The organism is Methylopila jiangsuensis (assembly GCF_027922305.1).
GTDB lineage: Bacteria > Pseudomonadota > Alphaproteobacteria > Rhizobiales > Methylopilaceae > Methylopila > Methylopila jiangsuensis.
In genome coordinates this window covers 936662-960568 of record NZ_BSFK01000016.1, presented here as the reverse complement: position 1 = coordinate 960568, position 23907 = coordinate 936662, and the positions used below count along the sequence as shown (strand labels likewise).

16 protein-coding genes, 1 pseudogene and 1 CRISPR repeat array (1 of these 18 running past the window's edge) are annotated in these 23907 nt (G+C 68.8%); of the genes and pseudogenes, 6 read left to right on the top strand and 11 right to left on the bottom strand.

Translation table 11 applies throughout. From position 1 onward, the window contains the following. Nucleotides 1-2486: direct repeats of the CRISPR family, unit length 36 nt; unit sequence GTTGCTGCTGGACCGCAATCTCTGAGCGGTTAAACT (it extends 3490 nt beyond the left edge of the window). A gap of 72 nt (nt 2487-2558) precedes the next feature. From cas2 to PKE85_RS17495, 4 genes are all read right to left on the bottom strand, one after another. Then, the gene (gene cas2 / locus PKE85_RS17510; RefSeq protein ID WP_271206045.1) at nt 2559-2864 is read right to left on the bottom strand and encodes a CRISPR-associated endonuclease Cas2; all 306 of its coding nucleotides are present in this window, start codon (nt 2862-2864) and stop codon (nt 2559-2561) included. A gap of 50 nt (nt 2865-2914) precedes the next feature. Beyond that, the gene (cas1, locus tag PKE85_RS17505) at nt 2915-3877 is read right to left on the bottom strand and encodes a type II CRISPR-associated endonuclease Cas1 (RefSeq protein WP_271206044.1); all 963 of its coding nucleotides are present in this window, start codon (nt 3875-3877) and stop codon (nt 2915-2917) included. Nucleotides 3878-4033: 156 nt separating this feature from the next. Then, complete coding sequence (gene cas9 / locus PKE85_RS17500) at nt 4034-7369, bottom strand: type II CRISPR RNA-guided endonuclease Cas9 (protein WP_271206043.1); 3336 nt, start codon at nt 7367-7369, stop codon at nt 4034-4036. 414 nt (nt 7370-7783) lie between these two features. Continuing rightward, nucleotides 7784-8668: a VOC family protein gene (locus tag PKE85_RS17495; RefSeq protein WP_271206041.1), complete on the bottom strand. Its 885-nt coding sequence runs from the start codon at nt 8666-8668 to the stop codon at nt 7784-7786. 223 nt (nt 8669-8891) lie between these two features. On the opposite strand from PKE85_RS17495, the gene PKE85_RS17490 reads away from it, so the two are divergent. The 3 genes from PKE85_RS17490 to PKE85_RS17480 all read left to right on the top strand — a co-directional run bounded on the left by PKE85_RS17490 (nt 8892) and on the right by PKE85_RS17480 (nt 13483). Further along, nucleotides 8892-10184 carry an adenylosuccinate synthase gene (locus PKE85_RS17490; RefSeq protein ID WP_271206040.1) on the top strand — a complete coding sequence of 431 codons (1293 nt, stop codon included), beginning with the start codon at nt 8892-8894 and terminating at the stop codon, nt 10182-10184. Between the two features lie 65 nt (nt 10185-10249). After that, nucleotides 10250-11605 (top strand): hypothetical protein, encoded by a 1356-nt coding sequence (locus PKE85_RS17485; RefSeq protein WP_271206039.1) that lies wholly within the window; start codon nt 10250-10252, stop codon nt 11603-11605. Nucleotides 11606-11782: 177 nt separating this feature from the next. Beyond that, on the top strand, nt 11783-13483 hold the full coding sequence (locus tag PKE85_RS17480) for a calcium-binding protein (protein WP_271206038.1): 1701 nt from the start codon (nt 11783-11785) through the stop codon (nt 13481-13483). Between the two features lie 96 nt (nt 13484-13579). Here the strand turns inward: PKE85_RS17480 and PKE85_RS17475 are convergent, their stop codons facing one another. The 6 genes and pseudogenes from PKE85_RS17475 to chpT form a co-directional block, all read right to left on the bottom strand. Next, nucleotides 13580-14452, bottom strand: coding sequence for an RNA polymerase factor sigma-32 (locus PKE85_RS17475; protein WP_271206037.1), 873 nt, complete (start codon nt 14450-14452; stop codon nt 13580-13582). A gap of 306 nt (nt 14453-14758) precedes the next feature. Continuing rightward, nucleotides 14759-15310: pseudogene (locus PKE85_RS17470) on the bottom strand (CarD family transcriptional regulator); the annotation flags it as partial. 382 nt (nt 15311-15692) lie between these two features. Continuing rightward, a complete protein-coding gene (gene fdxA / locus PKE85_RS17465) occupies nt 15693-16031 on the bottom strand; it encodes a ferredoxin FdxA (protein WP_271206036.1) in 339 nt (112 codons plus the stop codon). A 98-nt stretch (nt 16032-16129) separates the two neighbouring features. Then, nucleotides 16130-16435, bottom strand: a complete 306-nt coding sequence (locus tag PKE85_RS17460; protein ID WP_271206035.1) for an RNA-binding S4 domain-containing protein — start codon at nt 16433-16435, stop codon at nt 16130-16132. 3 nt (nt 16436-16438) lie between these two features. After that, nucleotides 16439-19813, bottom strand: a complete 3375-nt coding sequence (locus tag PKE85_RS17455) for a helicase-related protein (RefSeq protein WP_271206034.1) — start codon at nt 19811-19813, stop codon at nt 16439-16441. 173 nt (nt 19814-19986) lie between these two features. Next, entirely contained in the window at nt 19987-20670 is a 684-nt protein-coding gene (gene chpT, locus PKE85_RS17450; protein WP_271206033.1) for a histidine phosphotransferase ChpT, read from the bottom strand. Nucleotides 20671-20812: 142 nt separating this feature from the next. Between chpT and cysQ the strand changes: the two genes are divergently transcribed. After that, nucleotides 20813-21640 (top strand): 3'(2'),5'-bisphosphate nucleotidase CysQ, encoded by an 828-nt coding sequence (cysQ, locus tag PKE85_RS17445; RefSeq protein WP_271206032.1) that lies wholly within the window; start codon nt 20813-20815, stop codon nt 21638-21640. Between the two features lie 4 nt (nt 21641-21644). Here the strand turns inward: cysQ and PKE85_RS17440 are convergent, their stop codons facing one another. Further along, a complete protein-coding gene (locus PKE85_RS17440; protein WP_271206031.1) occupies nt 21645-22106 on the bottom strand; it encodes a YHS domain-containing (seleno)protein in 462 nt (153 codons plus the stop codon). Nucleotides 22107-22273: 167 nt separating this feature from the next. On the opposite strand from PKE85_RS17440, the gene PKE85_RS17435 reads away from it, so the two are divergent. Together PKE85_RS17435 and PKE85_RS17430 are read left to right on the top strand one after the other, a co-directional pair. After that, on the top strand, nt 22274-22894 hold the full coding sequence (locus tag PKE85_RS17435; RefSeq protein ID WP_271206030.1) for a DUF1134 domain-containing protein: 621 nt from the start codon (nt 22274-22276) through the stop codon (nt 22892-22894). A 116-nt stretch (nt 22895-23010) separates the two neighbouring features. Beyond that, nucleotides 23011-23904 carry a coiled-coil domain-containing protein gene (locus PKE85_RS17430; RefSeq protein ID WP_271206029.1) on the top strand — a complete coding sequence of 298 codons (894 nt, stop codon included), beginning with the start codon at nt 23011-23013 and terminating at the stop codon, nt 23902-23904. Nucleotides 23905-23907 lie beyond the last annotated feature (3 nt).

Genomic DNA, 23907 nt, shown 5'->3' with positions numbered 1-23907 from the left:
GTGACGTGTTGCTGCTGGACCGCAATCTCTGAGCGGTTAAACTGCACGTTGCGCTCGGCAGGATCGTCCGGCCGTTGCTGCTGGACCGCAATCTCTGAGCGGTTAAACTGCTGTCGCAGAGCTTCAGCACGTCAAACAGTTGCTGCTGGACCGCAATCTCTGAGCGGTTAAACTTCAGCACGAGAAAGTTCAGGGCGCCACAGAGTTGCTGCTGGACCGCAATCTCTGAGCGGTTAAACTCAAGGTTGCTGCCCTTCGACAGCTTCGACGGTTGCTGCTGGACCGCAATCTCTGAGCGGTTAAACTAATCGCCGTCGCCCATCTCCCGTCCGCCGTGTTGCTGCTGGACCGCAATCTCTGAGCGGTTAAACTTCGGGCAGGTCAGGGACGGCGGCGGCCGTCGTTGCTGCTGGACCGCAATCTCTGAGCGGTTAAACTGTCGGCGAGCGCCTGGTCGAACCACGCGCCGTTGCTGCTGGACCGCAATCTCTGAGCGGTTAAACTCCCAAGCGTCGTAAGCGACCCGGTCGCGACGTTGCTGCTGGACCGCAATCTCTGAGCGGTTAAACTGCGCATCGAGCGCCTGGAGGAGGAGAAGCAGTTGCTGCTGGACCGCAATCTCTGAGCGGTTAAACTAGGTCTCGCTCGTCGTCACCCGCGGCCCGCGTTGCTGCTGGACCGCAATCTCTGAGCGGTTAAACTGCCCTATACCTCTTGGACGATTGCGGCCTCGGTTGCTGCTGGACCGCAATCTCTGAGCGGTTAAACTTCAGTTCGGGCGGTAGCGTCATGGTGAGACGTTGCTGCTGGACCGCAATCTCTGAGCGGTTAAACTTCTTGGTGGTGGCGGGGGCCGAAGCAACCGGTTGCTGCTGGACCGCAATCTCTGAGCGGTTAAACTTCGGCGTCCAAATGTACGGCGCGACTGGTGGTTGCTGCTGGACCGCAATCTCTGAGCGGTTAAACTAACCCGAACACAACCGCGCTCGACATCGTGGTTGCTGCTGGACCGCAATCTCTGAGCGGTTAAACTGGTACGTCTTTGATGACGGCGGACGTGCTAGTTGCTGCTGGACCGCAATCTCTGAGCGGTTAAACTTTGCGATGTCGATATGTACGCACAAGCGTCGTTGCTGCTGGACCGCAATCTCTGAGCGGTTAAACTCCGCCTGCGCCCGCGACGGCCTCACCGTTCGTTGCTGCTGGACCGCAATCTCTGAGCGGTTAAACTCAGAGCCGAAAGCTGGATGCGCGCCATGAAGTTGCTGCTGGACCGCAATCTCTGAGCGGTTAAACTCAGGCTCGCGTCGGCCGCACGTCGGAAGACGTTGCTGCTGGACCGCAATCTCTGAGCGGTTAAACTACGCCGCCGCCTCGGAGCCCAGCGCGTTTCGTTGCTGCTGGACCGCAATCTCTGAGCGGTTAAACTCGTGCTTTCCGCGCAGGCTCGCGAGCTTCTGTTGCTGCTGGACCGCAATCTCTGAGCGGTTAAACTTGCTGTCCCGCATCATCCGCGCGGCGCTCTGTTGCTGCTGGACCGCAATCTCTGAGCGGTTAAACTCGCCGAGGAGAAGGAGCCGGAGCCGAAGCAGTTGCTGCTGGACCGCAATCTCTGAGCGGTTAAACTGACGGTCGAAGTCACCGCGCGGAACCCGGAGTTGCTGCTGGACCGCAATCTCTGAGCGGTTAAACTTCATCCGAGACGCGCTGGTTTTTTACGACTGTTGCTGCTGGACCGCAATCTCTGAGCGGTTAAACTGCCCTCCGCGACCGAGAGCATGGCGACCTTGTTGCTGCTGGACCGCAATCTCTGAGCGGTTAAACTGCCCGCTGGCAATCTCTGAGAACGGTGCGCGTTGCTGCTGGACCGCAATCTCTGAGCGGTTAAACTCGCTGCGGCTATGGGACGTCATCGGACGCTGGTTGCTGCTGGACCGCAATCTCTGAGCGGTTAAACTCTGCTTGAGCATTTGCGCCAGCCCGTAACAGTTGCTGCTGGACCGCAATCTCTGAGCGGTTAAACTGCGCGCTCGACAGCCGCGCCGCGGCTCTAGGTTGCTGCTGGACCGCAATCTCTGAGCGGTTAAACTCGCGTCGAGGCGGCGATGGCGGCCGTGCACGTTGCTGCTGGACCGCAATCTCTGAGCGGTTAAACTTCGACGTCGCCGCCTCCGATCCCGGTCGCGGGTTGCTGCTGGACCGCAATCTCTGAGCGGTTAAACTCGCAGACCATCATCTCCGCGACCGGCGTGGTTGCTGCTGGACCGCAATCTCTGAGCGGTTAAACTCCGCGCCGCTCAGGGCTGGTGTGGCCGGTGGTTGCTGCTGGACCGCAATCTCTGAGCGGTTAAACTCGTCGGCGTTGATCGCGGCGCCGAGAATGCGTTGCTGCTGGACCGCAATCTCTGAGCGGTTAAACTCTGGAACAGCGGCACAAGGAACTCGTGCATGTTGCTGCTGGACCGCAATCTCTGAGCGGTTAAACTTGATCAGCCGTTATCGCCTTGATGTTAAAGGCGATAACGGCTGCCGCCTGCGGCTTATTTCCAGGGACAAATCTAGAACAGCGCAAGCTGGTCCGGTTTTTTGCGCGGAGCGCGGCGGCGTTGGCCGGAGAAGCGAACGATCGATTCATATTGGCGATCCGTGAAGGTGAGGACATGAACCTCGCCGCTGTCGGGGAGATGACGTTCGATGCGGCGCATGTAGGCTTCGAACTGCTCCTTGCCGTTGCAGAAACGAGCATAGACCGAGAACTGGCTTTTTTCGAACCCCTCATCCAGCAGGAACTCTCGGAATTTGGTCGCCGCCCGGGACTGCGCCTTGGTGGCGACCGGCAGATCGAACATCACGAAGATCCACATCAGACGGTATCCGCTCAACTGCGTGGGACCGGGGCCCAAGTCTGGCCCGGTCAACGCTGCGCCTCCGCCTCAGCCGCGACGATCGGCGACAGCGGGTCCATCGCCGCGAGCCCCGCAAGTTCGAGCGGCGAAGGCGCGCGCGGCAGCGCGAGCTCTGCGACGCGTCCGGTTTCAAACGCCCGCGCCAGGGACTGGGCGGAACGCTGTGCGGCCATGGCGACGGTGGTGACGCCGGCTTCCCCCGGCAGGTCGAGCGCGATCAGCGCCGCGAAGGCGCGCTTGGCCTCAGGGTTCACCTCGGCCGCGCCCCGATCCGCAAGCTTCGCCGCCACCAGATCCACCAGCGGCCGGAACGGCTCGATCAGATCGTCGGCCAGCGCGAAGGCGTTGCCGCGGTTGGCGTGGTGAACCCCGATCGACGGGTGCAGCCCGGCCGCGACGAGCGAGCGCGCGCACAGCGCCCGCAGCACGGTGTAGCCGTAGTTCAGCAGCGCGTTGACGCCGTCCGCGCCGCGATCCCGGCGGAAGTCCGGCCCCATCAGCGCCGGCCAGTAGCGCCGGGCGGCCTGCGCCTCCACGTTCTCCGGATCGCCGGACTTCACCCGGCGCGCGATCAGCTCGAACGCCTCGCCGGACTGGCCGCGGGCGCTAAGCGCCGCACCCTGCCAGCGGATCTTGGCCATCACGATCTCGCGCCAGAGCTGCTTCGAAAGCGGACGGCCCGCCTCCCATTGCGCCCGCATGCGCGCGTTCTGCCCGTGATGGCCGTCGATCGGCAGGCAGACGGCGACCGGCGCGTGGTTGGAGCCGCAGAACACCAGCGGCGCGCCACGCTCGGCCAGCGCCGAGACCAGATTGGCGGTCCAGGTCACGCCATGAGCGTGCACGATCACCGCCGCCACATCGTCCAGCGGCACGCGCCCCACTTCGACGCCCGCCTCGCTCACCAGCAGAAAGCCGCGATGGGCGCGCAAGTGCCGTCCGTCGACGGAAATGTCGACCACGCGCTCCATGGTTCAAGCGCCCCGCCGCATCGGCGGCGAGAGAGACTTCAGGGCGGCATCGTCGCGACGGGTCATCGCCTGTGGCGCTCGCTGGGCACACGGGAGGCGGCCACCTAGGCCGCCCCTCATGCGCCCATCATTGATTGTACAGTTTAAAAAATACAATCACTGATGATTCGCTGGCTTTGACTTCGTGCGGCGCACCGCGGTTCGGGCGGGGAAGCCGGGATCCCGCACGCGACCGAGCGGGTCGACGCGAACTTGGCGCGCGCGAGCCTTTTTCAGGCTGCTTGCCATAAGGGCGAGATACTTGAAGGGGTCGAGATCGTTTGGCGCTTTATCGCGATCCTTCAGTTTCCCTGCTTCATTGTGCTCGGCCAAGGTGATTTCACCGGTCTGCCGGAACTTCACCACGCGCATGAGCCGCCGTTCCTCGCCCTCTCGCTCGATCGCGACAATGTCGTCCTGCTGCAGGCTGAGCACTTTTTTCGCGATGGGGTGCGCCGCGCGCAACGCCGAGGTCCAGTCGGGGCGGTGGGCGTCGAACATGGACACCACCTCGGCGACCCACTTGCCGTCCTTCAGCTCCCACACGTCGTAGCGGTAGTTGGAGTCGCCCTTGTACCCCTTGTAAACGCGGCCCGTGGCGTCACGGATCGGGATCACCGCCAGCGGCTCGGTCACGCGGATGCGGCGGATGTGCGGATAGGACGCCCGCGCGCCGTCCGCCATGAAGCCGTGCTCGGGATCGCCGAACGCGCGGAGCCGGGCCTCGAACGCCGCGCCTTCCTTGCCCGCCGTCCAGCCCTTCAGCGCCTCGCGCAGAACCGGATCGCGGATCGCGTCCAGATCGGCGGCCTTTCTGAAGGACAGCAGCGGCGCCCGATGGACCACCAGATCGTTGCCCCGGGCGTCCGTCTCCCCCGTTATGCCGTAAGCCGTGTCGTTGTGCAGCCGGCCCGCCGTCGCGTCATGGCCGCGCTTCAGACCGGCTTTCGACACCGTGCCGTGGTCCGGCCGGTGGCTGACCACGATGTTCTTGACCGCCCGGCGCAGATCCTCGCGGAAGCCCTCCCACGGCTCGGGGATGACGATCTTCTCGCGCCCGTCCTTCCCCTCCTGACCCGAAATCGTCGCGACGCGCTGGAGCATGGAGCGGTCCACGATCCCCACCACAACGGCGTCGATGGCGTGGTGGCGGTGGTCCTTGCGGTTCTTGGACTGGTCGGCGCCGCCGCCGAAATTGTGGTCCGGCAGCAGTTCGTTCAGCCCGAGCTTGCGGCGCACCATCTCGGTCAGCCGGCCGGGCGAGACCCAGACATGGGAGCCGCCATCCTCCCGGTCGGAATAAAGCGCCGACAGATATTCGCGGGCGAGCCGCGCCAGATGCTGGGTGTCGGTGAGCTGGCGGGCGATGAAACCACGGCCGTTCTCGGGATCATCCCGGAACCGCTCCATGGCGTCGGGCTCGAACCGCCAGCGCTTGGAGGGATGCATGCGCGCCGCCCGGCCGGCGATCGCCTCCCAGTCGCCGCCATCGGGCCAACGCACCGCAAAATCCCCCCGCGCCTCATAAGGTGAACGATCGCGTTTTTTACGATTGGCCTCGACCAGACAGACGGTCTTGTTGCCGTTGGAGTCGTCGAGAGTGCGTTTGAACGGCAGTATGTGGTCCACATCGACCTCACTGCTGAACAGCATCTTGGCGCTGATTTTCTGGCCGGAATAAGGGCAGCGGCGATCCAGACAGTTCTCTGGGTTAAGCTCTTCCCACAGCTTCAGCAGCGCGCGGTTGGCGCCGGTGTTCCGCTGTCCAAGCTCGTGAAGCTTTTTAGCGCGCCTTTCGGCGTCTAGCCTGTTCTTGTTGTTCTTCCGGTTGTTCTCCTTCTTTTCATCATCGTTCTGTTTCAGATCGCGGGAGAGTTCGATCGCGATTTCATAGGGACGGCCATAGACGCGGATCAGGTCGTTCACCACCGTCTTGAGCTGGTTGAGGCCGATATGGACGGTGGGGTTGGTGAGCCGGCCGATGCGCAGCGCCTCGTCCGGTTCGTCGGGGTCGGCGGTGCCCGGCAGGATGTGGCGCTCCAGCGTGACGCCGTAATAGGGCAGCGCGTTCAGCCCGCCTTCAGGTCTGAAATCCGAATGGTGGCGAAAGCCGGCGCGCTGCACCGCTTCGCTGTAGACCACCACATCCTTCTCAAGCTCGGCGATCAGCCGCTCCGTCGCCTCCTCGCCGAAACGGCCGAAGCCCTCCGGCAGCCGGGCGGCGCAGACGGCCCTGGCGCGCTCGGGGTCGAGGCCGTGCTCCGCCTGCAGCCAAGCGCGGAACGCCGCCTCGTCCTCGTCGCTTTCGAGCTCGCGCAAGCGGGACACCACCTCCCACTGCCTCTTCCAATCCAGATGCGCCCAGGCCTTGCCGAAGCGCTTCGACGAGCCGAACTCCGCCGCGATCTCGTCGCCGGCCAGCTTGGTGCGGTTCTCGCTTTCCTTGTTGAAGCGAGCTTCCGTGTCGAGCTTCAGCCCCTTGATCTTGCGGAGCGAGGCGAAGGCGACGTCGCGACTGTCCTTCAGCTTCAGCAGGAGAAGGTCGCGCTGCTCTCTGGTCAGCGGCTGCGGGTTCCGCCCCGTGCGCACGATCATCAGCGCGTTCAGCTCCTCCAGCAGGCGCCGGCGCTGGAACAGCGGATGCGCCTTCGGAATGCGCTCGTCCGTCGGGATCAGCGTGCAGCGGCCGATCTTCGGGGCTTTCAGCGGCCGCTGGTGGAAGATGATCTCGAACAGGCACTGGCGCGCCTCGTCCGTCAGAACGTCGGGATGGTGGGGCGCCTGGCGCTCCCAGATGGTCGCGAACTCCTCCTCGACGATGGCGCGCGAGGCATAGAAGTCGTAGCCGTCGGCCGCCGCGGCCCGGACCCGCGTCCGCACCCAGCCCTCGCGGCCGGGCTCTTCGCCGGCCTCGCGCTTCTCCTCTGCCCTCGCCCGGCGGCGGTGGAGAAACTCGCCCAGCGTCTCGGCGCCGTCGTCCGCCATGGCGTCCTTCAGCCGCTCGACGCCGATCTTCACAACGCCGGCGTCGTTTTCCTTGCCCCGATCGGCCTTGCGGTTGGATTTGAAGCCGCGGCGCTGGTCCAGGTGGAACAGCGCCCGGCCGAGATGGGCCAGCGGCAGCGCCTCATGCAACGCGCGGGCGCGCAGGTCGTAGGGGTCGAGCCCCTCCAGCGCCTTACGCTCGGCCTCGTCGGCGGGGAACAGGCCAAGCCGGGTCAGATGCTTGATCAGCGCCGCCTGCCGGCGCTTGAAGCGGTCCCGCCGGCGGCGCATGGCCCGCGCCGCGCGGCGATCGACCGCCAGCGACGCCCCGGATTTGGGATCGCGGCCAGTGGAGAAAATGCGGGAGCCGATGGCGACGATGCGGATCGGTCCACCCTCCGGCCCAAGTTCGAGCACGATCCAGCCAAGGCTGTCTGTCCCCAGATCGAAGGCGAAACGCAGTTTCATGCCGAAGTCCCCCCCTTTATTTCTTATCTCTCCGGGGTCGCGCGATCGATGCATCGACTGCAACCGTCCCCTCCCCCGAGGGCCCAACGGCTTGATCGCCAACCGCTCCTTTGTTGTTCACCGGAGCGGGCGCTCCGATCTATGGAGAGCTATACCTTTGAGACGAATTGGTTTTTCAAAATCTCCCTCAACACCTGCAGCTGCGCAACCATAAAGTTCATTCTAGATCGCCGCGCATTTTCGCGCTTGACGCCAATCTCAGAACGACTATCCTGAAGCTCTCAGAGATTGCGGTCTGGCGGTTAACAAGCGTCAGTACGCACCAGATAAGGGCGACGCTCCGGCGTCGCCTTTTTTGTTGGCGAAACAACGGTCGGCACGGCCTTGAATGTGGCTTGGCCGCTTCACCGTGCGTCACCCCACCACGAACACGATGGTCGTTCCCCACGGGTCGGCGACGCGCAGCGCGTCCTCGTCGCGCTGGTAGGCCACGCCGCGGGCGTCGAGGCGCGTCGCCAGCGCCTCCACCGCCGCCGCGTCCGGCAGGATCGCCTCGAAGCTGAGCAGCCCGGTGGAGCCCTCCGGCGCGGGGCCGCGCCCCCGGCTCGCCCAGACATTGGCGGCGAGGTGGTGGTGATAGCCGCCGGCGCTCATGAAGACCGCGCCCGGATAGGTGGTGGTCGGCTCGAAGCCGATCGCGTCGATCCAGAACGCGCGGGCGGCGGCGAGATCGCCCACCTGCAGATGGATGTGGCCGACGCGGGTTCCCGCCGGCTGGGCGGCGTCGAGATCGACGCCCGGCGCAAGCAGGTCGAGCAGCGCTTCAGCGTCCAGAGGCTCGGTGGCCATGGCGATCTCGCCCGCGCGATACGTCCATTCTCCCCGCGGCCGGTCGCGGTAGATCTCGATCCCGTTGCCGTCCGGGTCGTCCAGATAGAGCGCCTCGCTCACCAGATGGTCGGACGCGCCGATGCGCAGCCGCTCCCGGACGAGCCGCGCCAGCGTGATCGCGAGGTTGCGCCGCTCCGGCAGCAGGATCGCCACATGGAACAGGCCCGCGGCCTCTCGCGGCTTCGGGGCCGCGCCCGGGCGCTCCACGAGACGGAGAACGGCGGGGCCGCCGGTGCCGCCCAGCTCCGCCACGCCGGGCTCCTGGGACAGGCGGCGGAGGCCCACCACGCGCTCGTAGAACGCGACCGAGCGCGGCAGGCTCGAAACCGCGAGTTCGGCGACGCCGAGCGCGAGGCCGGCGGGCAGCGTGGACGCCGCGCTTCGCGGGGCGGCGGACGGGACGGCCATGGCGACATCTCCTTGAGCTCGAATGGCGTTCACGCAATATCGGCCCGCCGCTTCCGCCACGCCATGGGCGCTGATGCAAACCTCGTTCTGCGTCCCGAAGAACGGGACGACGCGCGGCGCCTTGCCTTGGCGGCCTCGATCCGATAGCAAGCCGCGGGAGAACCCCGGCTCTCCCGAGCCGGGGTCTTTTTTTGCCCGGAGTCATGGCCGGAGAGGACTGGAAATGGCGAACGTCGTCGTGGTCGGCGCCCAGTGGGGCGACGAAGGCAAGGGCAAGATCGTCGACTGGCTGTCGGAAAAGGCCGACGTGGTCGTGCGGTTCCAGGGCGGGCACAACGCCGGCCACACCCTCGTGATCGACGGCGTCACCTACAAGCTCAGCCTGCTGCCCTCCGGCGTGGTGCGCAAGGGCAAGCTGTCGGTGATCGGCAACGGCGTGGTGGTGGACCCGCACGCGCTCGCGGACGAGATAACCCGCCTGCAGGGCCAGGGCGTGGAGCTGACGCCGGACACGCTGAAGGTGGCCGAGAACGCCACGCTGATCCTGTCCGTGCATCAGGAGCTGGACGCCCTGCGCGAAAGCTCCAGCGAGGGCACGCGCATCGGCACCACCAAGCGCGGCATCGGCCCGGCCTATGAGGACAAGGTGGGCCGCCGCGCCATCCGCCTGCGCGATCTCGCCAACCTGCCCACGCTGCGCCCCAAGATCGAGCGCCTGCTCAGCCACCACAACGCGCTGCGCCGGGGCTTCGGCCTGCCCGAGCTGACGGTGGACGCGATCTATGACGAGCTGGCCTCCGCCGCGCCGAAGGTGCTGCCCTACGTCGCCGCCACCTGGGAGCTGCTGGAGCGCCGCCGCCGCGCCGGCGACCGCATCCTGTTCGAGGGCGCGCAAGGGGCGCTGCTGGACGTGGACCACGGCACCTATCCGTTCGTGACCTCGTCCAACACCACCGCGGGCCAGGCCGCCACCGGCTCGGGCCTCGGCCCCCGCGCCATCGGCTACGTGCTCGGCATCGCCAAGGCCTACACCACCCGCGTCGGCGAAGGCCCCTTCCCCACCGAGCTGACCGACGAGATCGGCAAGCGCCTCGGCGAACGCGGCCGCGAGTTCGGCACCGTGACCGGGCGCCCGCGCCGCTGCGGCTGGCTGGACGCGGTGGCGCTGCGCCAGACCGCGAGCGTCTCCGGCATCGACGGCATCGCGCTGACCAAGCTCGACGTGCTGGACGGCCTCGACGAGATCAAGGTCTGCGTCGGCTACGAGCTGGACGGCCAGCGCATCGACCGCCTGCCCGCGAGCCAGGGCTCGCAGGCCCGCGTCCAGCCGATCTACGAGACCATCGCCGGCTGGGAGGGCACCACCGCCGGCGCCCGGTCCTGGGCCGACCTGCCGGCGCAGGCCATCAAATATGTCCGCCGGGTGGAGGAGCTGATCGAATGCCCGATCGCGCTCGTGTCCACGTCTCCGGAGCGCGCCGACACGATTCTTGTGGCCGATCCGTTCGAAGACTGAATAACTTCGGACCCGTGTCTTCCGCGCCATCGACGCGCGCGGAAGCCTGGCTTATGTCGTGAGTCATGGCGGACTATTATCCAGTACTCTCGCGCGCAGTCGCGGGCCTTCCGGAGAAAACCGGAGAAAACCGGCGCGCGGTCTATGAGCGCGCCCGCGCCGCCATCATCAGGCAGTTGCGCAGCATCGACCCTCCCTTGTCGGAGGAGGACATCTCGCGCGAGCGGATGCAGCTCGAGGACGCGATCCGCAGGATCGAGGACGAACAGCAGCCGGCGGCGCCCGAACCCGCCGCAGCGCCGCCCGCGCCGCGCCGGCCGGCGGAGCCGCCGCGCCGGGCGCCCGCGCCGGAGCCGCAGCCCGCGCAGGACGAGGCCCGCGCCGCGGCCGCCGAACGGGCCGCGCCGCCGCGCCGCGGCCCCGAGACCCGCGCCGACGGCCGCCCCATCATCCGCGCCGCCGGCGCCAAGGACGATCGACCCGCCGGCTCCAAGCGCAAGCCGCTCGTCGCCATCGCCGCGCTGGCGCTGATCGCCGCCGCGCTGGTCGGCGTCGCGGGCCGGGAGCAGATCGCCGGCCTGTTCGGCGGCGGGGCCACCGAGACCGCGGCCGTGGACGTTCCGAAAGAGCCGTCGACGCCGGAGCCCGCCACGACCAACGGCCAGACCAAATCCGACGACCGGCTGCTGAGCGACGACGCCCCGGCGGCCACCGAGCCGCCGCCCGCGGACCAGCCGGCGCAGACGGACGTGGCGCGCGCGCCCGAGCCGTCGGCGGCCGTCCCGCCGGAGGCGCAACCCCAGACGGCTCCGCAGTCCGCCGCTCCGTCCCAGCCGGCCGCCGGGGCGCTCGTGGCCCAGCGCGCCATCCTCTACGAGGAAGGCTCGGACCAGAAGTCCGGCGATCAGGTGGATGGAACCGTGGTGTGGCGCACCGAATCGGTCTCCGCCGGCCAGGGCCAGCCGCTGGAGCTTGCGCTGCGCGGCGACGCCGAGGTGCCCGCCCGCGGCATCCGCGCCTCGATCGTGATCCGCCGCAACGTGGACAGCACCCTGCCCGCCAGCCACACGGTGGAGATCCAGTTCAAGCTGCCGGAGAACTTCGCCAACGCCGGCGTCGCCAACGTGCCGGGCATCCTGATGAAGACCGACGAGGCCGCCCGCGGCGCGCCGGTGCAGGGCCTGTCGGTGCGGGTGACCAGCGGCTTCTTCCTGATCGGCCTGTCGAGTATCGACAACGAGCGCGTGATCAACGAGCAGCTTCTGCGCGACCGCGGCTGGATCGACATCCCGATCCTCTACGACAACGGCCGCCGCGCCGTGCTGACGCTGGAGAAGGGCACGCCCGGCGCCCAGGCCTTCGCCGACGCCTTCGCCGCCTGGCAGAACGCCTCCGCCGGCGCGCCCCCGCCGCAGCCCTGACGGCGGGGGCCGGGCCGCCGTCACTGTCGATCGTTAAGATTGATTTAAAACTCTCTTCATGCGGCCGGTTTGAAACCCGTGATCCGCATGTAGCATGGCTCCGGCTCGCGCATCGCGCGGCCGGCCGCCGCCTCGAAGGCTGACGGCGCAACCGTCCTGTCGGCCCAAGAGGCTCCCATGTCCGCTCGCCTTATCGGAACGTCCGGCGCCGACGATCTTCGCGGCGACGAAAGCAGACCCTCGCCTCAGGACATCTACGGCCGGAACGGCGACGACCGGCTCGTCAGCGTCGAGCACGGCGACAGGGCCGTCGATAATCTGTACGGCGGCGCGGGCGACGATCGGCTTGAGCTGGACTTCTTCTCGACGACCACTGACAGCGTGTTCCACGGCGGCCTGGGCTACGACACGCTTGCGATCACGGGAGACCTGGTCGGCCTGCTCAACGCCGACGTGCGCTCCATCGAAGCCCTCGAGCTGTCCGGCGGCTCCCACGCGCAGATCAACCTGTCGCAGCTGAACGACTCGGCTTTCGCACGCGGCCTCGCGCTGTCGTCCACCGGCGGCTCCGCGCAGCTTGAAATCGGCGTGGGCGTCGCCGGCGGGTCGGTGAACCTCACCGAACTCACCTTCACCACTTGGGCCCCCACCAACGTGATCGTCGTCTGGGGCTCCGCGAAAAACGACACCTTCGTCGGATCGGCCGCGGCCGACGTCATCAAGGGCGGAGCCGGCAACGACGGGTTTTACTGGAAACCCGCCAGCACGCTGGCGCCCCAGGGCGACGGCCTGGAAGGGCAGGACGGCGACGACGTGTTCGTCGTCAACGGCGGTTCAAGAGGCCCCCATCTCGGCTACGCCGACGGCGGCGCGGGCGTGGACACGCTTTCGGTGACGGCGACCTCGGTCTATTTCTCCTCCGACCTGACGCAAAGCCGGCTCACCAGCATCGAACGGATCATCCTTGGCGACAACGACGCCAACGTGCGGCTGGAGCTGCTGGGCTCCCAGTTCGGGGGAACCGGCGTCGCGGCGGACGCGCTGGTGAGCGGCGGGGGCGCGGGCTCCGCCACGCTTCAGGTGAGCGCCGGCCCATCGGAGTCGGCCGCGGGGACCCCGGATGTGGACCTCAGCGGCCTGCGCTTCACCTCCTGGTCGCAGACGGGCGTGCGGCCGGACCAGATCGTCATCGGCGGCGGCGATCGTGACGACGTCCTGATCGGCTCCTCCCAGTCGGACCAGATCCATGGCGGCCGCGGCGCCGACCGGATGCAGGGCGGGCTGGGCGACGACCGCTACTGGGTCGACGACGCGAGCGACACGATCGTCGAATCCGCCAATGGCGGCCGCGACGTCGTCGAAACCTCGGTGAGCTATCGTCTGATGAACGGGCAGGTGGAGGAGCTGCGCGTCTCTCTCGACGGCTTTCTCGCCGACATCGACCTGACCGGCAACAAGCGCGGCAACCTTGTGGTCGGCGGTGACGGCGACAACGTCCTGAAGGGACTGAGCGGCAAGGACAGGCTCTTCGGAGGCGACGGCGACGACATTCTTCACGGCGGCGCGCACGCGGACGTGCTGACGGGCGGGACGGGTCAGGACATTTTCGTGTTCGACACCGCCCTGGGCTCCATCGACGCGATCAAAGACTTCAGCCACGCCGACGACGCCATCGCGCTGGACGACGCCGTCTTCACCGCGTTTCAGGGCGGACGCGCCGGCTCCGCGGAGATCTACGACCACCTCTTCTACGATGGGCGGACGGGCTATCTCTATTATGACGCGGACGGGACCGAGGGCGCCGGCGCGCGCGTCGCCTTCGCCAAGCTGGCCGCAGGCCTGACGGACGTGGACGCAAGCGATGTGATCATCATCTGACCGCATCGCGATCAAACGGAGCGGCCCTCCGACATCAAAAAGCCCGGCCTCGAAAGAGGCCGGGCTTTTTGATGGAGCGACCCCGCTAAGGCCACGTCAGGCCATGGCGCCGACCGCCTGCGGATGCTGCTCCACCAGCGCGCGGCGCAGTTTCTCCAGCGCGCGGTTCTCGATCTGGCGCACCCGTTCTTTCGAGATGCCGAGACGCTCGCCGAGGGCTTCGAGAGTGACCGCGCTCTCGCTCAACCGGCGGGCGCGGACGATGTTCAGCTCCCGCTCGTTCAGCACGCCGAGGGCGGAGCGCAGCCAGCGCACCCGACGCTCGCCGTCGATGGACTCGCCCACCGTCTCGTCCGGCAGCGGACCGTCGTCGACCAGAAAATCCATTCGTTCCGAGGAGGAGTTCGGATCGCTGTCGATCATCGGCGCGTTAAGCGACATGTCGGGACCCGACAGGCGCGAATCCATCAGCGCCACGTCCTTCACCGACACGCCGACCGCTTCGGCGATCTTCCCGTGCAGCGTTCCCGGTGCCATGGCCTCGCCGGTGCGGCTGAGACGGGCGCGCAGACGGCGCAGGTTGAAAAACAGCGCCTTCTGGGCGGAGCTGGTGCCGCCGCGCACGATCGACCAGTTGCGGAGGATGTGGTCCTGGATCGCGGCCCGGATCCACCAGGTGGCGTAGGTGGAGAAGCGCACCTCCCGCTCGGGCTCGAACCGGGCCGCCGCCTCCAGCAGGCCCACGTGCCCTTCCTGAATGAGGTCGGGCATCGGCAGCCCGTAATGGCGGAAGCGGGCGGCGATCGCGATCACCAGCCGCATATGCGCGGCGGCAAGGCGGTGCAGAGCCTGCTCGTCGCGATCATCCTTCCACTGCACGGCGAGCTGATGCTCTTCCTCGCGCTGCAGAAACGGCGCCTCCATGGCGGCGCGCACGAAACGGCGGCGTACTCCAGCCATCTGGGACATTGCGTCTCCTCCCCGCTCGAGCCGTCCGCAGACGGCGTTCAGGGCAGAAACGCCTCAGGCGGCGAAAAGGACGAAACGAAGACGCATTTTGTCGATCACGGTTTCGTGATCATAAAAATCAAGGCCTTGTCGAGCGCAGGATTGCGGACAGGCGTCCCCCAGCCTTTCGTCGCAGACTTGGCCAAACCTTTGACAACGAACGTCTTTCATTATCACGACAGGTCTTGGACAGAATGGAGATGGCCGAAACGAAAAAGCCCGGCGCAACGCCGGGCTTTCCATGACATCGGATGTCAAAGGCGGAGATCAGGCCGCTTCGTCCTGCTCGGTCTCAGCCTCGGCTTCGACCTCTTCCACCTTGCCGCCGCGGCGCGGGCCCTTGGCGAGCTGGCCCTCGATCTTCTTCTGGGCCTCGATGTCGGTCAGCTTCTCGGCCGCCGCCAGCTCGCGCATCATCCGGTCGAGCGCGGACTCGTAAAGCTGGCGCTCGCTGTAGGACTGCTCCGGCTGGGTCTCGGCGCGGTAGAGATCGCGCACCACTTCGGCGATGGCGATCAGATCGCCGGAGTTGATCTTGGCCTCATACTCCTGGGCGCGGCGGCTCCACATCGTCTTCTTGACGCGGGCGCGGCCGGTCAGCGTCTCCAGCGACTTCTCGACCACGGCGGGTTCGGACAGCTTGCGCATGCCGGCGCTGGCGATCTTCGCGACCGGCACGCGGAGCGTCATCTTGTCCTTTTCGAAGCTGATGACGAACAGTTCCAGCTTGTGACCGGCGATCTCCTGCTCCTCGATCGCCATGATCTGACCCACGCCGTGCGACGGATACACCACGTGCTCCAGCGCCTTGAACCCGTGCTTGGCCTGCGAAGTCTTCTTGGTGGTCATGCTGCTCCGAACTCCGTGTCGTCGCGCCGCCTGAAGAGGCGCGACCGTCGCCGGCCCGCGGGGCCGGGCCTTGTGTTTCGGAAGGGGAGGATCGTGAAGCCGAAGCTTTCGAGCCCGCCGTCTCCGCCCAACCAGAGAAAAACGACGCGAAACCTGCCTTGCGCTCGAAGCGCCCGTCAGGTTGTTCCGCTGCAGCTGGTGAGCCGATCGACCGCCAGGATGGCGTTCTTTGAAGGCGGCGCGCGTCGTTTTTGACCGTTGTGGCACATTACCACCAACGGACTAAAAAATCAATGAAACAGACGCATGGGCGCCACACCTTCGCCGCGACGCGAAGGAGGCTTGCGGGGAATCAGTCGCCCTGGCCGGGCTCGGGCGAAAAATGCTCCTTGAGCTTGTCAGGCACGCCGTCGAACTCCTTGGCCTCCGGCAGCGGGTCCCGCCGCGTCGTCAGGTTCGGCCAGGTCTTGGCGTAATCGCCGTTGAGCTTGATCCAGTCCTCCAGCCCCGGCTCGGTGTCGGGCTTGATGGCCTCGGCCGGACATTCCGGCTCGCACACGCCGCAGTCGATGCACTCGTCGGGATGGATGACGAGCATGTTCTCGCCTTCGTAGAAGCAGTCCACGGGGCACACCTCGACGCAGTCCGTATATTTGCAGCGGATGCAGTTGTCGGTGACCACATAGGTCATGCCAGTCTCCCGGTTCGCTGCCGGTGACGTAGCGGACGCGCCTCCGCTTCGCAAGGGCGGGTCCGGCCATGGCGGACAGACGGAAACGGGACGGCGGGTCAGTTCAGAGGCGCGGCGGCGCCCAGCTCCACGAACAGGCCGCGCGCTTCGGACGGCGGCCCCCGGCGCGCGCCGAGATCGGCCACCCGCAGCACCCGCACCGTGCTTTCGAGCGCGATGGTGAGCACGTCGCCGGTCCTGACGCCCCGTCCGGGCGCGGTCGTGCGCCGGCCGTTGACGCGCACATGGCCGGATTCCGCCAGACGCGCCGCCAGCGCCCGCGTCTTGACCACGCGTGCGCGCCACAGCCAGACGTCGAGACGGGCGCGATCGGGGGAAGCCTCCTCCGGTCGCGCCGCCGCCATGGATCAGGCGTCGCCGCCGTCCGTGCCCTTGGGCCGGCCGCCGGTTTCGAGCTGCGCCTTCAGCGCCAGCAGCTTGGCGAAGGGCGAGTCCGGATCCGGCCCGCGCTCGGAACGCTTCGGGCCCGAGCTTGCGAACGGCGCGGTCGAACCGCCGCGGTCGCGCCGGTCGTCACGGGGGCGGTCGGACCGGCCCCCGTCGCGCCGCCCCTGATGGGGACGGTCGCCACCGGGACGCCCGCCCTCGCCGCGCCGCTCGGGGCGGTCGCCGCGGTGGGGACGTCCGCCGCCGGACCGCTCCGGGCGGCCACCCTCGGCGCGCGCGCCTTCGCCCTGGGGCCGCTCCGCCGAGGCGGCGCGTTCGCCCTGAGGCCGGTCGCCTTGGGGACGGTCGCCCTGGGGCCGGGGACCGCGGCCACGGCCTTCGCCGCGGGGACCGCGATCGCCGCCCGCCGGACGACGGTCGCGACCGCCGCGCTCCGGCCGCTCCCGGCGGCCGAAACCGCCCGGCCGCCACACTTCGATGAACTCGGGCTCGGCCGCCTCCGTCGGAGCGCTCTCCGCGGCCACGGCGGCGAGCCCGGCGTCCGCTTCGACCGCCTCGGGCGCATCCACGGCCGCCGCCTCTTCGGTGGCGGTCTCGACCGAATCCTCGGCCTCGACGGCGTCCACCGTCTCCGGCTCGGGCTCGTCGGCCACCGGATCGACCAGAGCCGGAGCCTCCGACGCGGCGTCGAACACGGGAACGTCGCCCGCCTCGGCGGACGCGGGCTCCATCGTTTCGACGGCGTCGGTCGGCTGCGTCTCGCCGGCCTCGTCCGCAATGTCAGCCGCCGCGTCGACCGCCGTCTCTTCGGAAGGCGCCGTGGAGGCCGCGGCCGAAGCCGGCGCCTCCGCCGGCTTGGGCTTGCGCTCCATGCGGTAGCCGAGCGCGCGCAGGATGGCGGCGAAATCCTCGCCGGAGCAGCCGGCGAGCGAGGTCATGGCCACCGTCACCGTGAAGCCGTTGCCGTCGGCGGCGCCCGCCGGAGCCACGCCCGACTGGCCCGGCTTCCACGCGATGGCGGGGCGGATCAGGTCGGCCAGACGCTCCAGGATGTCGACGCGGATGGCCCGCTCGCCGCAGACCCGATAGCCGAGCGCGCGGTAGAGGCCCTTGTCGACCTCCTTGTCCGCCGGGATCGAGGTCCGGCCCGAAGCCGCGAGATGGGCGATGTCGTCCACCTTCGAATCTGTGTCGTGGCCGTGGGCCAGCGCCCAGAGCTGGGCTGCGAGCGCCCGCGGCGCCGGCTTCATCAGCGTCGGCAGATAGATGTGATGGGCGCCGAAGCGCACGCCGTGCTTGCGCAGCGAGGCGCGGGCGTCCTGCTCCAGCCCCTTGACCTCGTCGGCGACGCGGGCGCGGTCGAGCACGCCCAGATCCTCCACGAGCTGGTAGGCGACGCCGCGGGCGACGCCGGTCACGTCCTCCGCGGATTCGAGCGCGGCGAGCGGCCCGAGCAGGCGCTGCACATGGCTGCGGATCCAGAGATCGAGACGCTTGTCCACCTGCTCGCGGGCGGCGCCGGTGAGCTGGTCGTCGGCCAGCACCCGCACGCGGGGCGCGAGCGTCTTGTCGCCCTTGACCAGCCGGCCCACCAGTTCGCCCTGCCAGCGCACCGCGCCGTCGGAGGCGAGCACGATGTCGCCGTCGCCCACATTGGCGAAGCGGTTGGCCCGCGCCTCGATCTCGCCGGCCAGCGCCTTGGCGGCCGCGGCGCGCAGCGCCTTGCCCTCCACGGTGTCGGCCGAAGAATCGGGCGCGAACTGGAAGCCCGCGAGACGCCCCACGTGGTGTCCCTCGACGACCACGTCGCCGTCCTTGTTGATTTCGGCCTCGAGCATGTCCTTTTCCCTGAGGCGGCGCATGAGCACGCTGGTGCGGCGATCAACGAACCGTTGGGCGAGCCGCTCGTGCAGCGCGTCCGAAAGCCTGTCCTCGACGCTGCGCGTCACTCCTTGCCAATGTTCGGGATCGTCCAGCCAATCGGAGCGATTGGCGACGAACGTCCAGGTCCTGATGTGCGCGATCCGGGCGGATAGCGTGTCGATGTCCCCATCCGCGCGATCCGTCAAGGCGACGTGCCGGGCGAACCAGTCGGTCGGGACCATACCCGGACGGCTCAGAAAACCATAGAGCTCTGCGAGCAGTTCCGTGTGCTGCGCCGGCGCGATCTTGCGATAGTCCGGAACCTGGCACACCTCCCACAGCAGGCGCGTCATTTTCGGCCCCCGCGCCGCGGCCCGCACCTCCGGGTCCCGGTTGAGGTGGATCAGCGCGCGCAGGTCGTCCGCGTCGGGCGCGCGGGTGAGGCCGGCCTCCGCCGGCGGCCGCGACAGGCTGTCCACCAGCGCGCCCACCGAGGCGAAGTCCAGCCGCCCATTCCGCCACTGCAGCACCCTGACCGGATCGAAGCTGTGGCCTTCGAGGCGCTCCACCAGTTCGGGCTCGAACGGCGGGCAGCGGCCGGTGGTGCCGAAGGTGCCGTCCCGCAGGTGGCGCCCGGCGCGGCCCGCGACCTGGCCGATCTCCGACGGGTTCAGCCGGCGGAACTGGTGGCCGTCGAACTTGCGGTCGCCGGCGAAGGCCACATGGTCCACGTCGAGGTTGAGGCCCATGCCCACCGCGTCGGTGGCGATCAGGTAGTCCACGTCGCCCGCCTGATACATGGCGACCTGGGCGTTGCGGGTGCGGGGGCTGAGCGCGCCCAGCACCACCGCCGCCCCGCCCCGCTGGCGGCGCACCAGCTCGGCGATGGCGTAGACCTCGTCGGCCGAGAAGGCGACGATGGCGGAGCGCGGCGGCAGCCGGGTGATCTTGCGCTCGCCGGCGAACAGAAGCTGGCTCAGCCGGGGCCGGGTGATCACATGGGCGCCCGGCAGCAGCTTCTCCACCAGCGGGCGCATGGTGGCGGCGCCCAGCGCCAGCGTCTCGTAGCGGCCGCGCAGATTGAGCAGCCGGTCGGTGAAGACGTGGCCGCGGTCGAGATCGGCGCAGAGCTGAATCTCGTCGATCGCCACGAAATCCACGTCGAGGTCGCGCGGCATGGCCTCGACCGTGCAGACCCAGTAGCGCGCGCCGTGGGGCTTGATCTTCTCCTCGCCGGTGACGAGCGCGACCTTGGCCGCCCCCACCCTCTCCACCAGCCGCTGATAGACCTCGCGCGCCAGCAGCCGCAGCGGCAGGCCGATCAGCCCCGAGCCGTGGGACGCCATGCGCTCGATGGCGAGATGGGTCTTGCCGGTGTTGGTGGGGCCCAGAACCGCCGTGACGCCCCGGCCGCGCATGGGGGCGAGCAGGTCGGACGCGGGAGCCGGAGCGAGGTCGGCGACGTCGGTCATTCACCGTTCCTTAGCATCCGGGCCGGCGCGGATGCACGCGAAACGAGTCCCCGGCGGCCCGCGAAAACTGGAACGAGTCTGGAACGAAGGCGGTGCGAATCGGTGATCGGAGCGAAATTCGTGATTCGTTCCAAGCGCTTGATTCGACTCCCGATCTTCGTCGGACGCCGGTGTCAGGCCGAAATGGGAACCGCGCAGGTGACGATGGTTTCGCCGCCGGTTTCGGCTTCGATCGTGACCGCCATGTTGGCCGCGCGGGCGACCAGCCCGGCGTAGAACGGCTGGATCACGTGGGCGTCGACCCGGTCTTCGGGCGCGCGGCCGGCGAGCAGGTCCACCACATTGGCCGGCACCCGGGCGGTGGGGCCGGTGGCGGAGATGCGGAACGAGGTGCCCTCGTCGCCGTCGCCGTCCGAGGTCACGGTGATCACGCCGCCGCGGGGGATGGTGGTGGTGGCCACCAGCACCAGATTCAGCAGCAGCTTCACCTTGTTCTTGAGCAGGAGCTGGCGCTTCGCCTCCCAGACCAGCTTGGTCTTCTGGTCCTCGATGAAGCCGCGCGCCACCTGCTCGGCGTCGCCGAGATCGAGCACCGCCGCCGCCGATCCCGCCGCGCCGAAGGCGATGCGGCAGAACTGCAGCCGGGCGGAGGCCTGCGCCGCGCTCTTCTTGATGAGGTCGAAGGCGAAGCCGCGCATGCCCTCGTCCTTCTCGTCCTCGAGGATTTCGAGGCCGTTGACGATGGCGCCCACCGGGCTGATGACGTCGTGGCAGACGCGGCTCGCGATCAGCGCCGCGAGATCCAGCCCATCCAGCGTGATCACGCCCGAGGACGGCGCGGAGTCGGAGGTTGACATGGAGGCTCCTGCCAAGGCTTGGGATGAACCATCGTCACGCGAGGCGACTCGCAAGGCCTTATCAGCCCTCTTCGCCTGATACACGCCCCCGCCCCCGCCCTCAAGGCGCGGACGGGTTACGCTCCGTCCGAGGCCCGATGCCATGACCGTCTCACCCGCCGCCGACGCCCGTCTGCTCGCCGCCCTGTCGGAGCTCTGCGCCGAGGCCGGCCGGGTCATCCTCGACGTCTACGACGCCGAAGCCGTCGCGGTCCGCGAGAAGGGCGACCGCAGCCCGGTGACGGCGGCGGACGAGCGGGCGGAGGAGGTTCTGCTCGCCGGACTGGCGCGGCTGCTGCCGGGCGTGGGCGTGATCGCGGAGGAAGCGGTCTCCCGCGACGGCGCGCCGACCGAGGCGCCGTCCGCCTTCCTTCTGGTCGATCCGCTGGACGGCACGCGGGAGTTCCTGGCGCGCAACGGCGAGTTCACGGTGAATGTGGGGCTTGTCGTCGACGGCGCGCCCGTGGCCGGCTGCGTCCACGCGCCGGCGCTCGGCGGAACCTGGCTCGGCGCCGCCGGGCTCGGCGCCCGCAAGGCGAGCGCGGCCCTCCGGGCGACGCCGGCCCCTGAGGCCTTCGCGCCGGTCATGGTCCGCGCAGGCGTCGCGGGCCGGCTGTGCGCGGTGGCGAGCCGCAGCCACGCCGATCCGGAGACAGAGGCGTTTCTGGAGCGGCTCGGCGTCGCCGAGCGCCGCTCCGCCGGCTCGTCGCTGAAGTTCTGCCTGGTGGCGGAAGGCGCGGCCGACGTCTATCCGCGCTTCGGCCCGACCATGGAATGGGACACCGCCGCGGGCCACGCCGTGCTGGTCGCCGCCGGCGGCGCTGTCACCGCCCCCGACGGCGCGCCCTTCCTCTACGGCAAGAGCGCGGACGGCTTCCGCAACGGCGGCTTCGTGGCTTGGGGCGCGCGGGACCGGGGCGCGCGGGGCTGAAGCCTCAGCCGCGCGGCAGTTCGGCCTCGACCGCGGGCCACGCCTGTTCCGCCGCGCGCGGATCGGCGAATGAATCCCGCTCCGCCGGGCTGCGGAACAGATAGAGCCGCTCCTCGCGCACCGCGAAGATCAGCGGGTGGCCGGGCGCCGCCGCGCCGTTCGCGACCGCGCCGGGCGCGTAGCCGCCGAAGCGGGGGGCGTAGACCTCGGGGGCGGACAGGAAGGCGGCGCGGTTCGCCTCGCTGGCGAACCGCCAGGCGACGCCGTTCCATTCGGCCTCGAAATCCCGGCGGCCGCGCACGGCGCGCTTCTCCACGAAATAGGCCACGGGATCGTAGCCGTAGAGCGCGACGCCGGTGGCGGGGTCGGTCACGGTGCGCTCGTCCAGCCCCGGCAGGGCCTGGGCCGACGTCGCCGCCATGAGGCCCGCGAGGAGCGCCGCCGCGATGTGGGTGCGAGAAGCCACGGAACGTCCTGTCATCCTGCGCCGGTCGAACGGCGTTTCCCTGCTCCCCCTTGGCATACCTCGCCGGCGTTCACCTTTGAGTAAAACGGATCGCTCAAATTGTATCGAATCGCGCGAAACCCGCACGCTTGGGTCCCCGCGCCCCCGAAACGAGAAGGAGCACCGCGATGACGTGGAGAACGCCCGCCGCCGCCGCCGCGCTCGTGGCCGGACTTGTCGCCGCCGGCGCGGCTGACGCGCAGTACGCCGGCCCCGCCTCGACGCGCGCCGCCTATTCCGACAGCGCCTACGGCACGCCGCGCGGACCGACCTATTCCGCGCAGGAGGTTCTGGACAAGGGCCACGCCTTCTTCGGCTCCATGTCGCGCGGCCTTGGCGGCATCGTGGAGCGGGCCACCGCCCAGTGGGGCGAGCCCAACGGCTACATTCTCGGCGAGGAGGCCAGCGGCGCCTTCGTCGGCGGCCTGCGCTACGGCGAGGGCACGCTGTTCACCCGCGACGGCGGCGAAGGCAAGGTCTACTGGCAGGGTCCGTCGCTCGGTTTCGACTTCGGCGGCGACGGCGCCCGCACCATGATCCTCGTCTACAACCTTCCCTCCAAGACGGCGATCTTCAACCGCTTCGTGGGCATCGACGGCTCGGCCTATCTGGTCGGCGGCCTCGGCATGACCGCGCTGAAAGACTACGAGACCGTGCTGGTGCCCATCCGCACCGGCGTCGGCGCGCGGCTCGGCGTCAACATGGGCTACCTGAAGTTCACGCCGCGCTCGACCTGGAATCCGTTCTGAGGCGCGGCTTGGCCCTAGGGTCGCGACGTGCCATCCTGACACGCTCATGGTCCGCGGCCTCGCGGGCGCCCTCGGCGCCGGCGCATTGCCCATGTCGCCCGCGCGAGCACGCCTGAATGGTCGAGCCCCTTCTCTACGCCTTCGCCGGCGCCTGCCTCGCCACGCTGCTTCTGCTGCTGTTCCTGCCGCTGTTCTGGCGACGCGCCGTGCGGCTCACCACGCGGCGGCTTACGGCACAGCTTCCGGCGTCGCTCGCCGAGATCGTCGCGGCTCAGGACCGGCTGCGCGCGGCCCATGCAGTGGAGACGCGCGCGACGGAGCGGCGCGCCGAGGCGAAGCTCGCAGAGGCCGCCCGGGAGCGGATCGAGGCCGGAAAGCGGGTCGGCCAGGATCTCGCACAGAAGGCGGAGATCACCGATCTGCGCGCGCGGCTGACATCGCTGGAGGCGGCGGCCGCCGAAGCGCGGGGCGATCTCGAGCAGGCGAGCGCCCAGAGCCGGGAGACCGCGACGGCGCTGGAGACCGCCCAGCAGGAGCGCCGCGCCGCCGAACGCGGCCGCGAGCAGGCCCTGAAGGACGGGGCCGCGGCCTCAGCGAAAGCGAACGACCTCAGCATCGAACTCGCCGGCGTCACCGCAGCGCTGGCCGCCGCACGGGAAACGGAGCGCGAGCTCGAGACCGAGCTTTCCCGAGCCAAAGCGCGGGAGGCGGAGCTCGACGCCCTGCTCGGGGCGGAGACCGCCCGCGTGGCCGACGCCCAGGCCGCGCGCGTGATCGCGGAGCGCCGGCTCGCGGAAGAAACCGAAGGCTATGTGGCGCTGCGGGCCGAGATCGCCCGCGCCGGGCTCGCTCTGCCCGCAGGCGGGGCGGAGCAGCCGGTCCTCATCGACCTGCGCCGGCAGCTCGACGATCTGGCGGACGCCATCCTGCGCGCCGGCGGCGCGAACGCCGCCGCGCCCGCCCATGGCGACGCGCGCCCGTCGCCGGTTCTCGCCGCCGGACAGTCCTGAACG

What these genes read in the sequence shown, in the direction of transcription:
- PKE85_RS17460 (WP_271206035.1), bottom strand. Translation starts at nt 16,435, where the DNA reads ATGGCGGCGGCGCGACCGGAGGAGGCTTCCCCCGATCGCGCCCGTCTC.
- PKE85_RS17430 (WP_271206029.1), top strand. Translation starts at nt 23,011, where the DNA reads ATGGTCGAGCCCCTTCTCTACGCCTTCGCCGGCGCCTGCCTCGCCACG.
- chpT (WP_271206033.1), bottom strand. Translation starts at nt 20,670, where the DNA reads ATGTCAACCTCCGACTCCGCGCCGTCCTCGGGCGTGATCACGCTGGAT.
- cysQ (WP_271206032.1), top strand. Translation starts at nt 20,813, where the DNA reads ATGACCGTCTCACCCGCCGCCGACGCCCGTCTGCTCGCCGCCCTGTCG.
- PKE85_RS17475 (WP_271206037.1), bottom strand. Translation starts at nt 14,452, where the DNA reads ATGTCCCAGATGGCTGGAGTACGCCGCCGTTTCGTGCGCGCCGCCATG.
- PKE85_RS17495 (WP_271206041.1), bottom strand. Translation starts at nt 8,668, where the DNA reads ATGGCCGTCCCGTCCGCCGCCCCGCGAAGCGCGGCGTCCACGCTGCCC.
- PKE85_RS17485 (WP_271206039.1), top strand. Translation starts at nt 10,250, where the DNA reads ATGGCGGACTATTATCCAGTACTCTCGCGCGCAGTCGCGGGCCTTCCG.
- cas2 (WP_271206045.1), bottom strand. Translation starts at nt 2,864, where the DNA reads ATGTGGATCTTCGTGATGTTCGATCTGCCGGTCGCCACCAAGGCGCAG.
- PKE85_RS17435 (WP_271206030.1), top strand. Translation starts at nt 22,274, where the DNA reads ATGACGTGGAGAACGCCCGCCGCCGCCGCCGCGCTCGTGGCCGGACTT.
- PKE85_RS17490 (WP_271206040.1), top strand. Translation starts at nt 8,892, where the DNA reads ATGGCGAACGTCGTCGTGGTCGGCGCCCAGTGGGGCGACGAAGGCAAG.
- cas9 (WP_271206043.1), bottom strand. Translation starts at nt 7,369, where the DNA reads ATGAAACTGCGTTTCGCCTTCGATCTGGGGACAGACAGCCTTGGCTGG.
- cas1 (WP_271206044.1), bottom strand. Translation starts at nt 3,877, where the DNA reads ATGGAGCGCGTGGTCGACATTTCCGTCGACGGACGGCACTTGCGCGCC.
- PKE85_RS17455 (WP_271206034.1), bottom strand. Translation starts at nt 19,813, where the DNA reads ATGACCGACGTCGCCGACCTCGCTCCGGCTCCCGCGTCCGACCTGCTC.
- PKE85_RS17480 (WP_271206038.1), top strand. Translation starts at nt 11,783, where the DNA reads ATGTCCGCTCGCCTTATCGGAACGTCCGGCGCCGACGATCTTCGCGGC.
- fdxA (WP_271206036.1), bottom strand. Translation starts at nt 16,031, where the DNA reads ATGACCTATGTGGTCACCGACAACTGCATCCGCTGCAAATATACGGAC.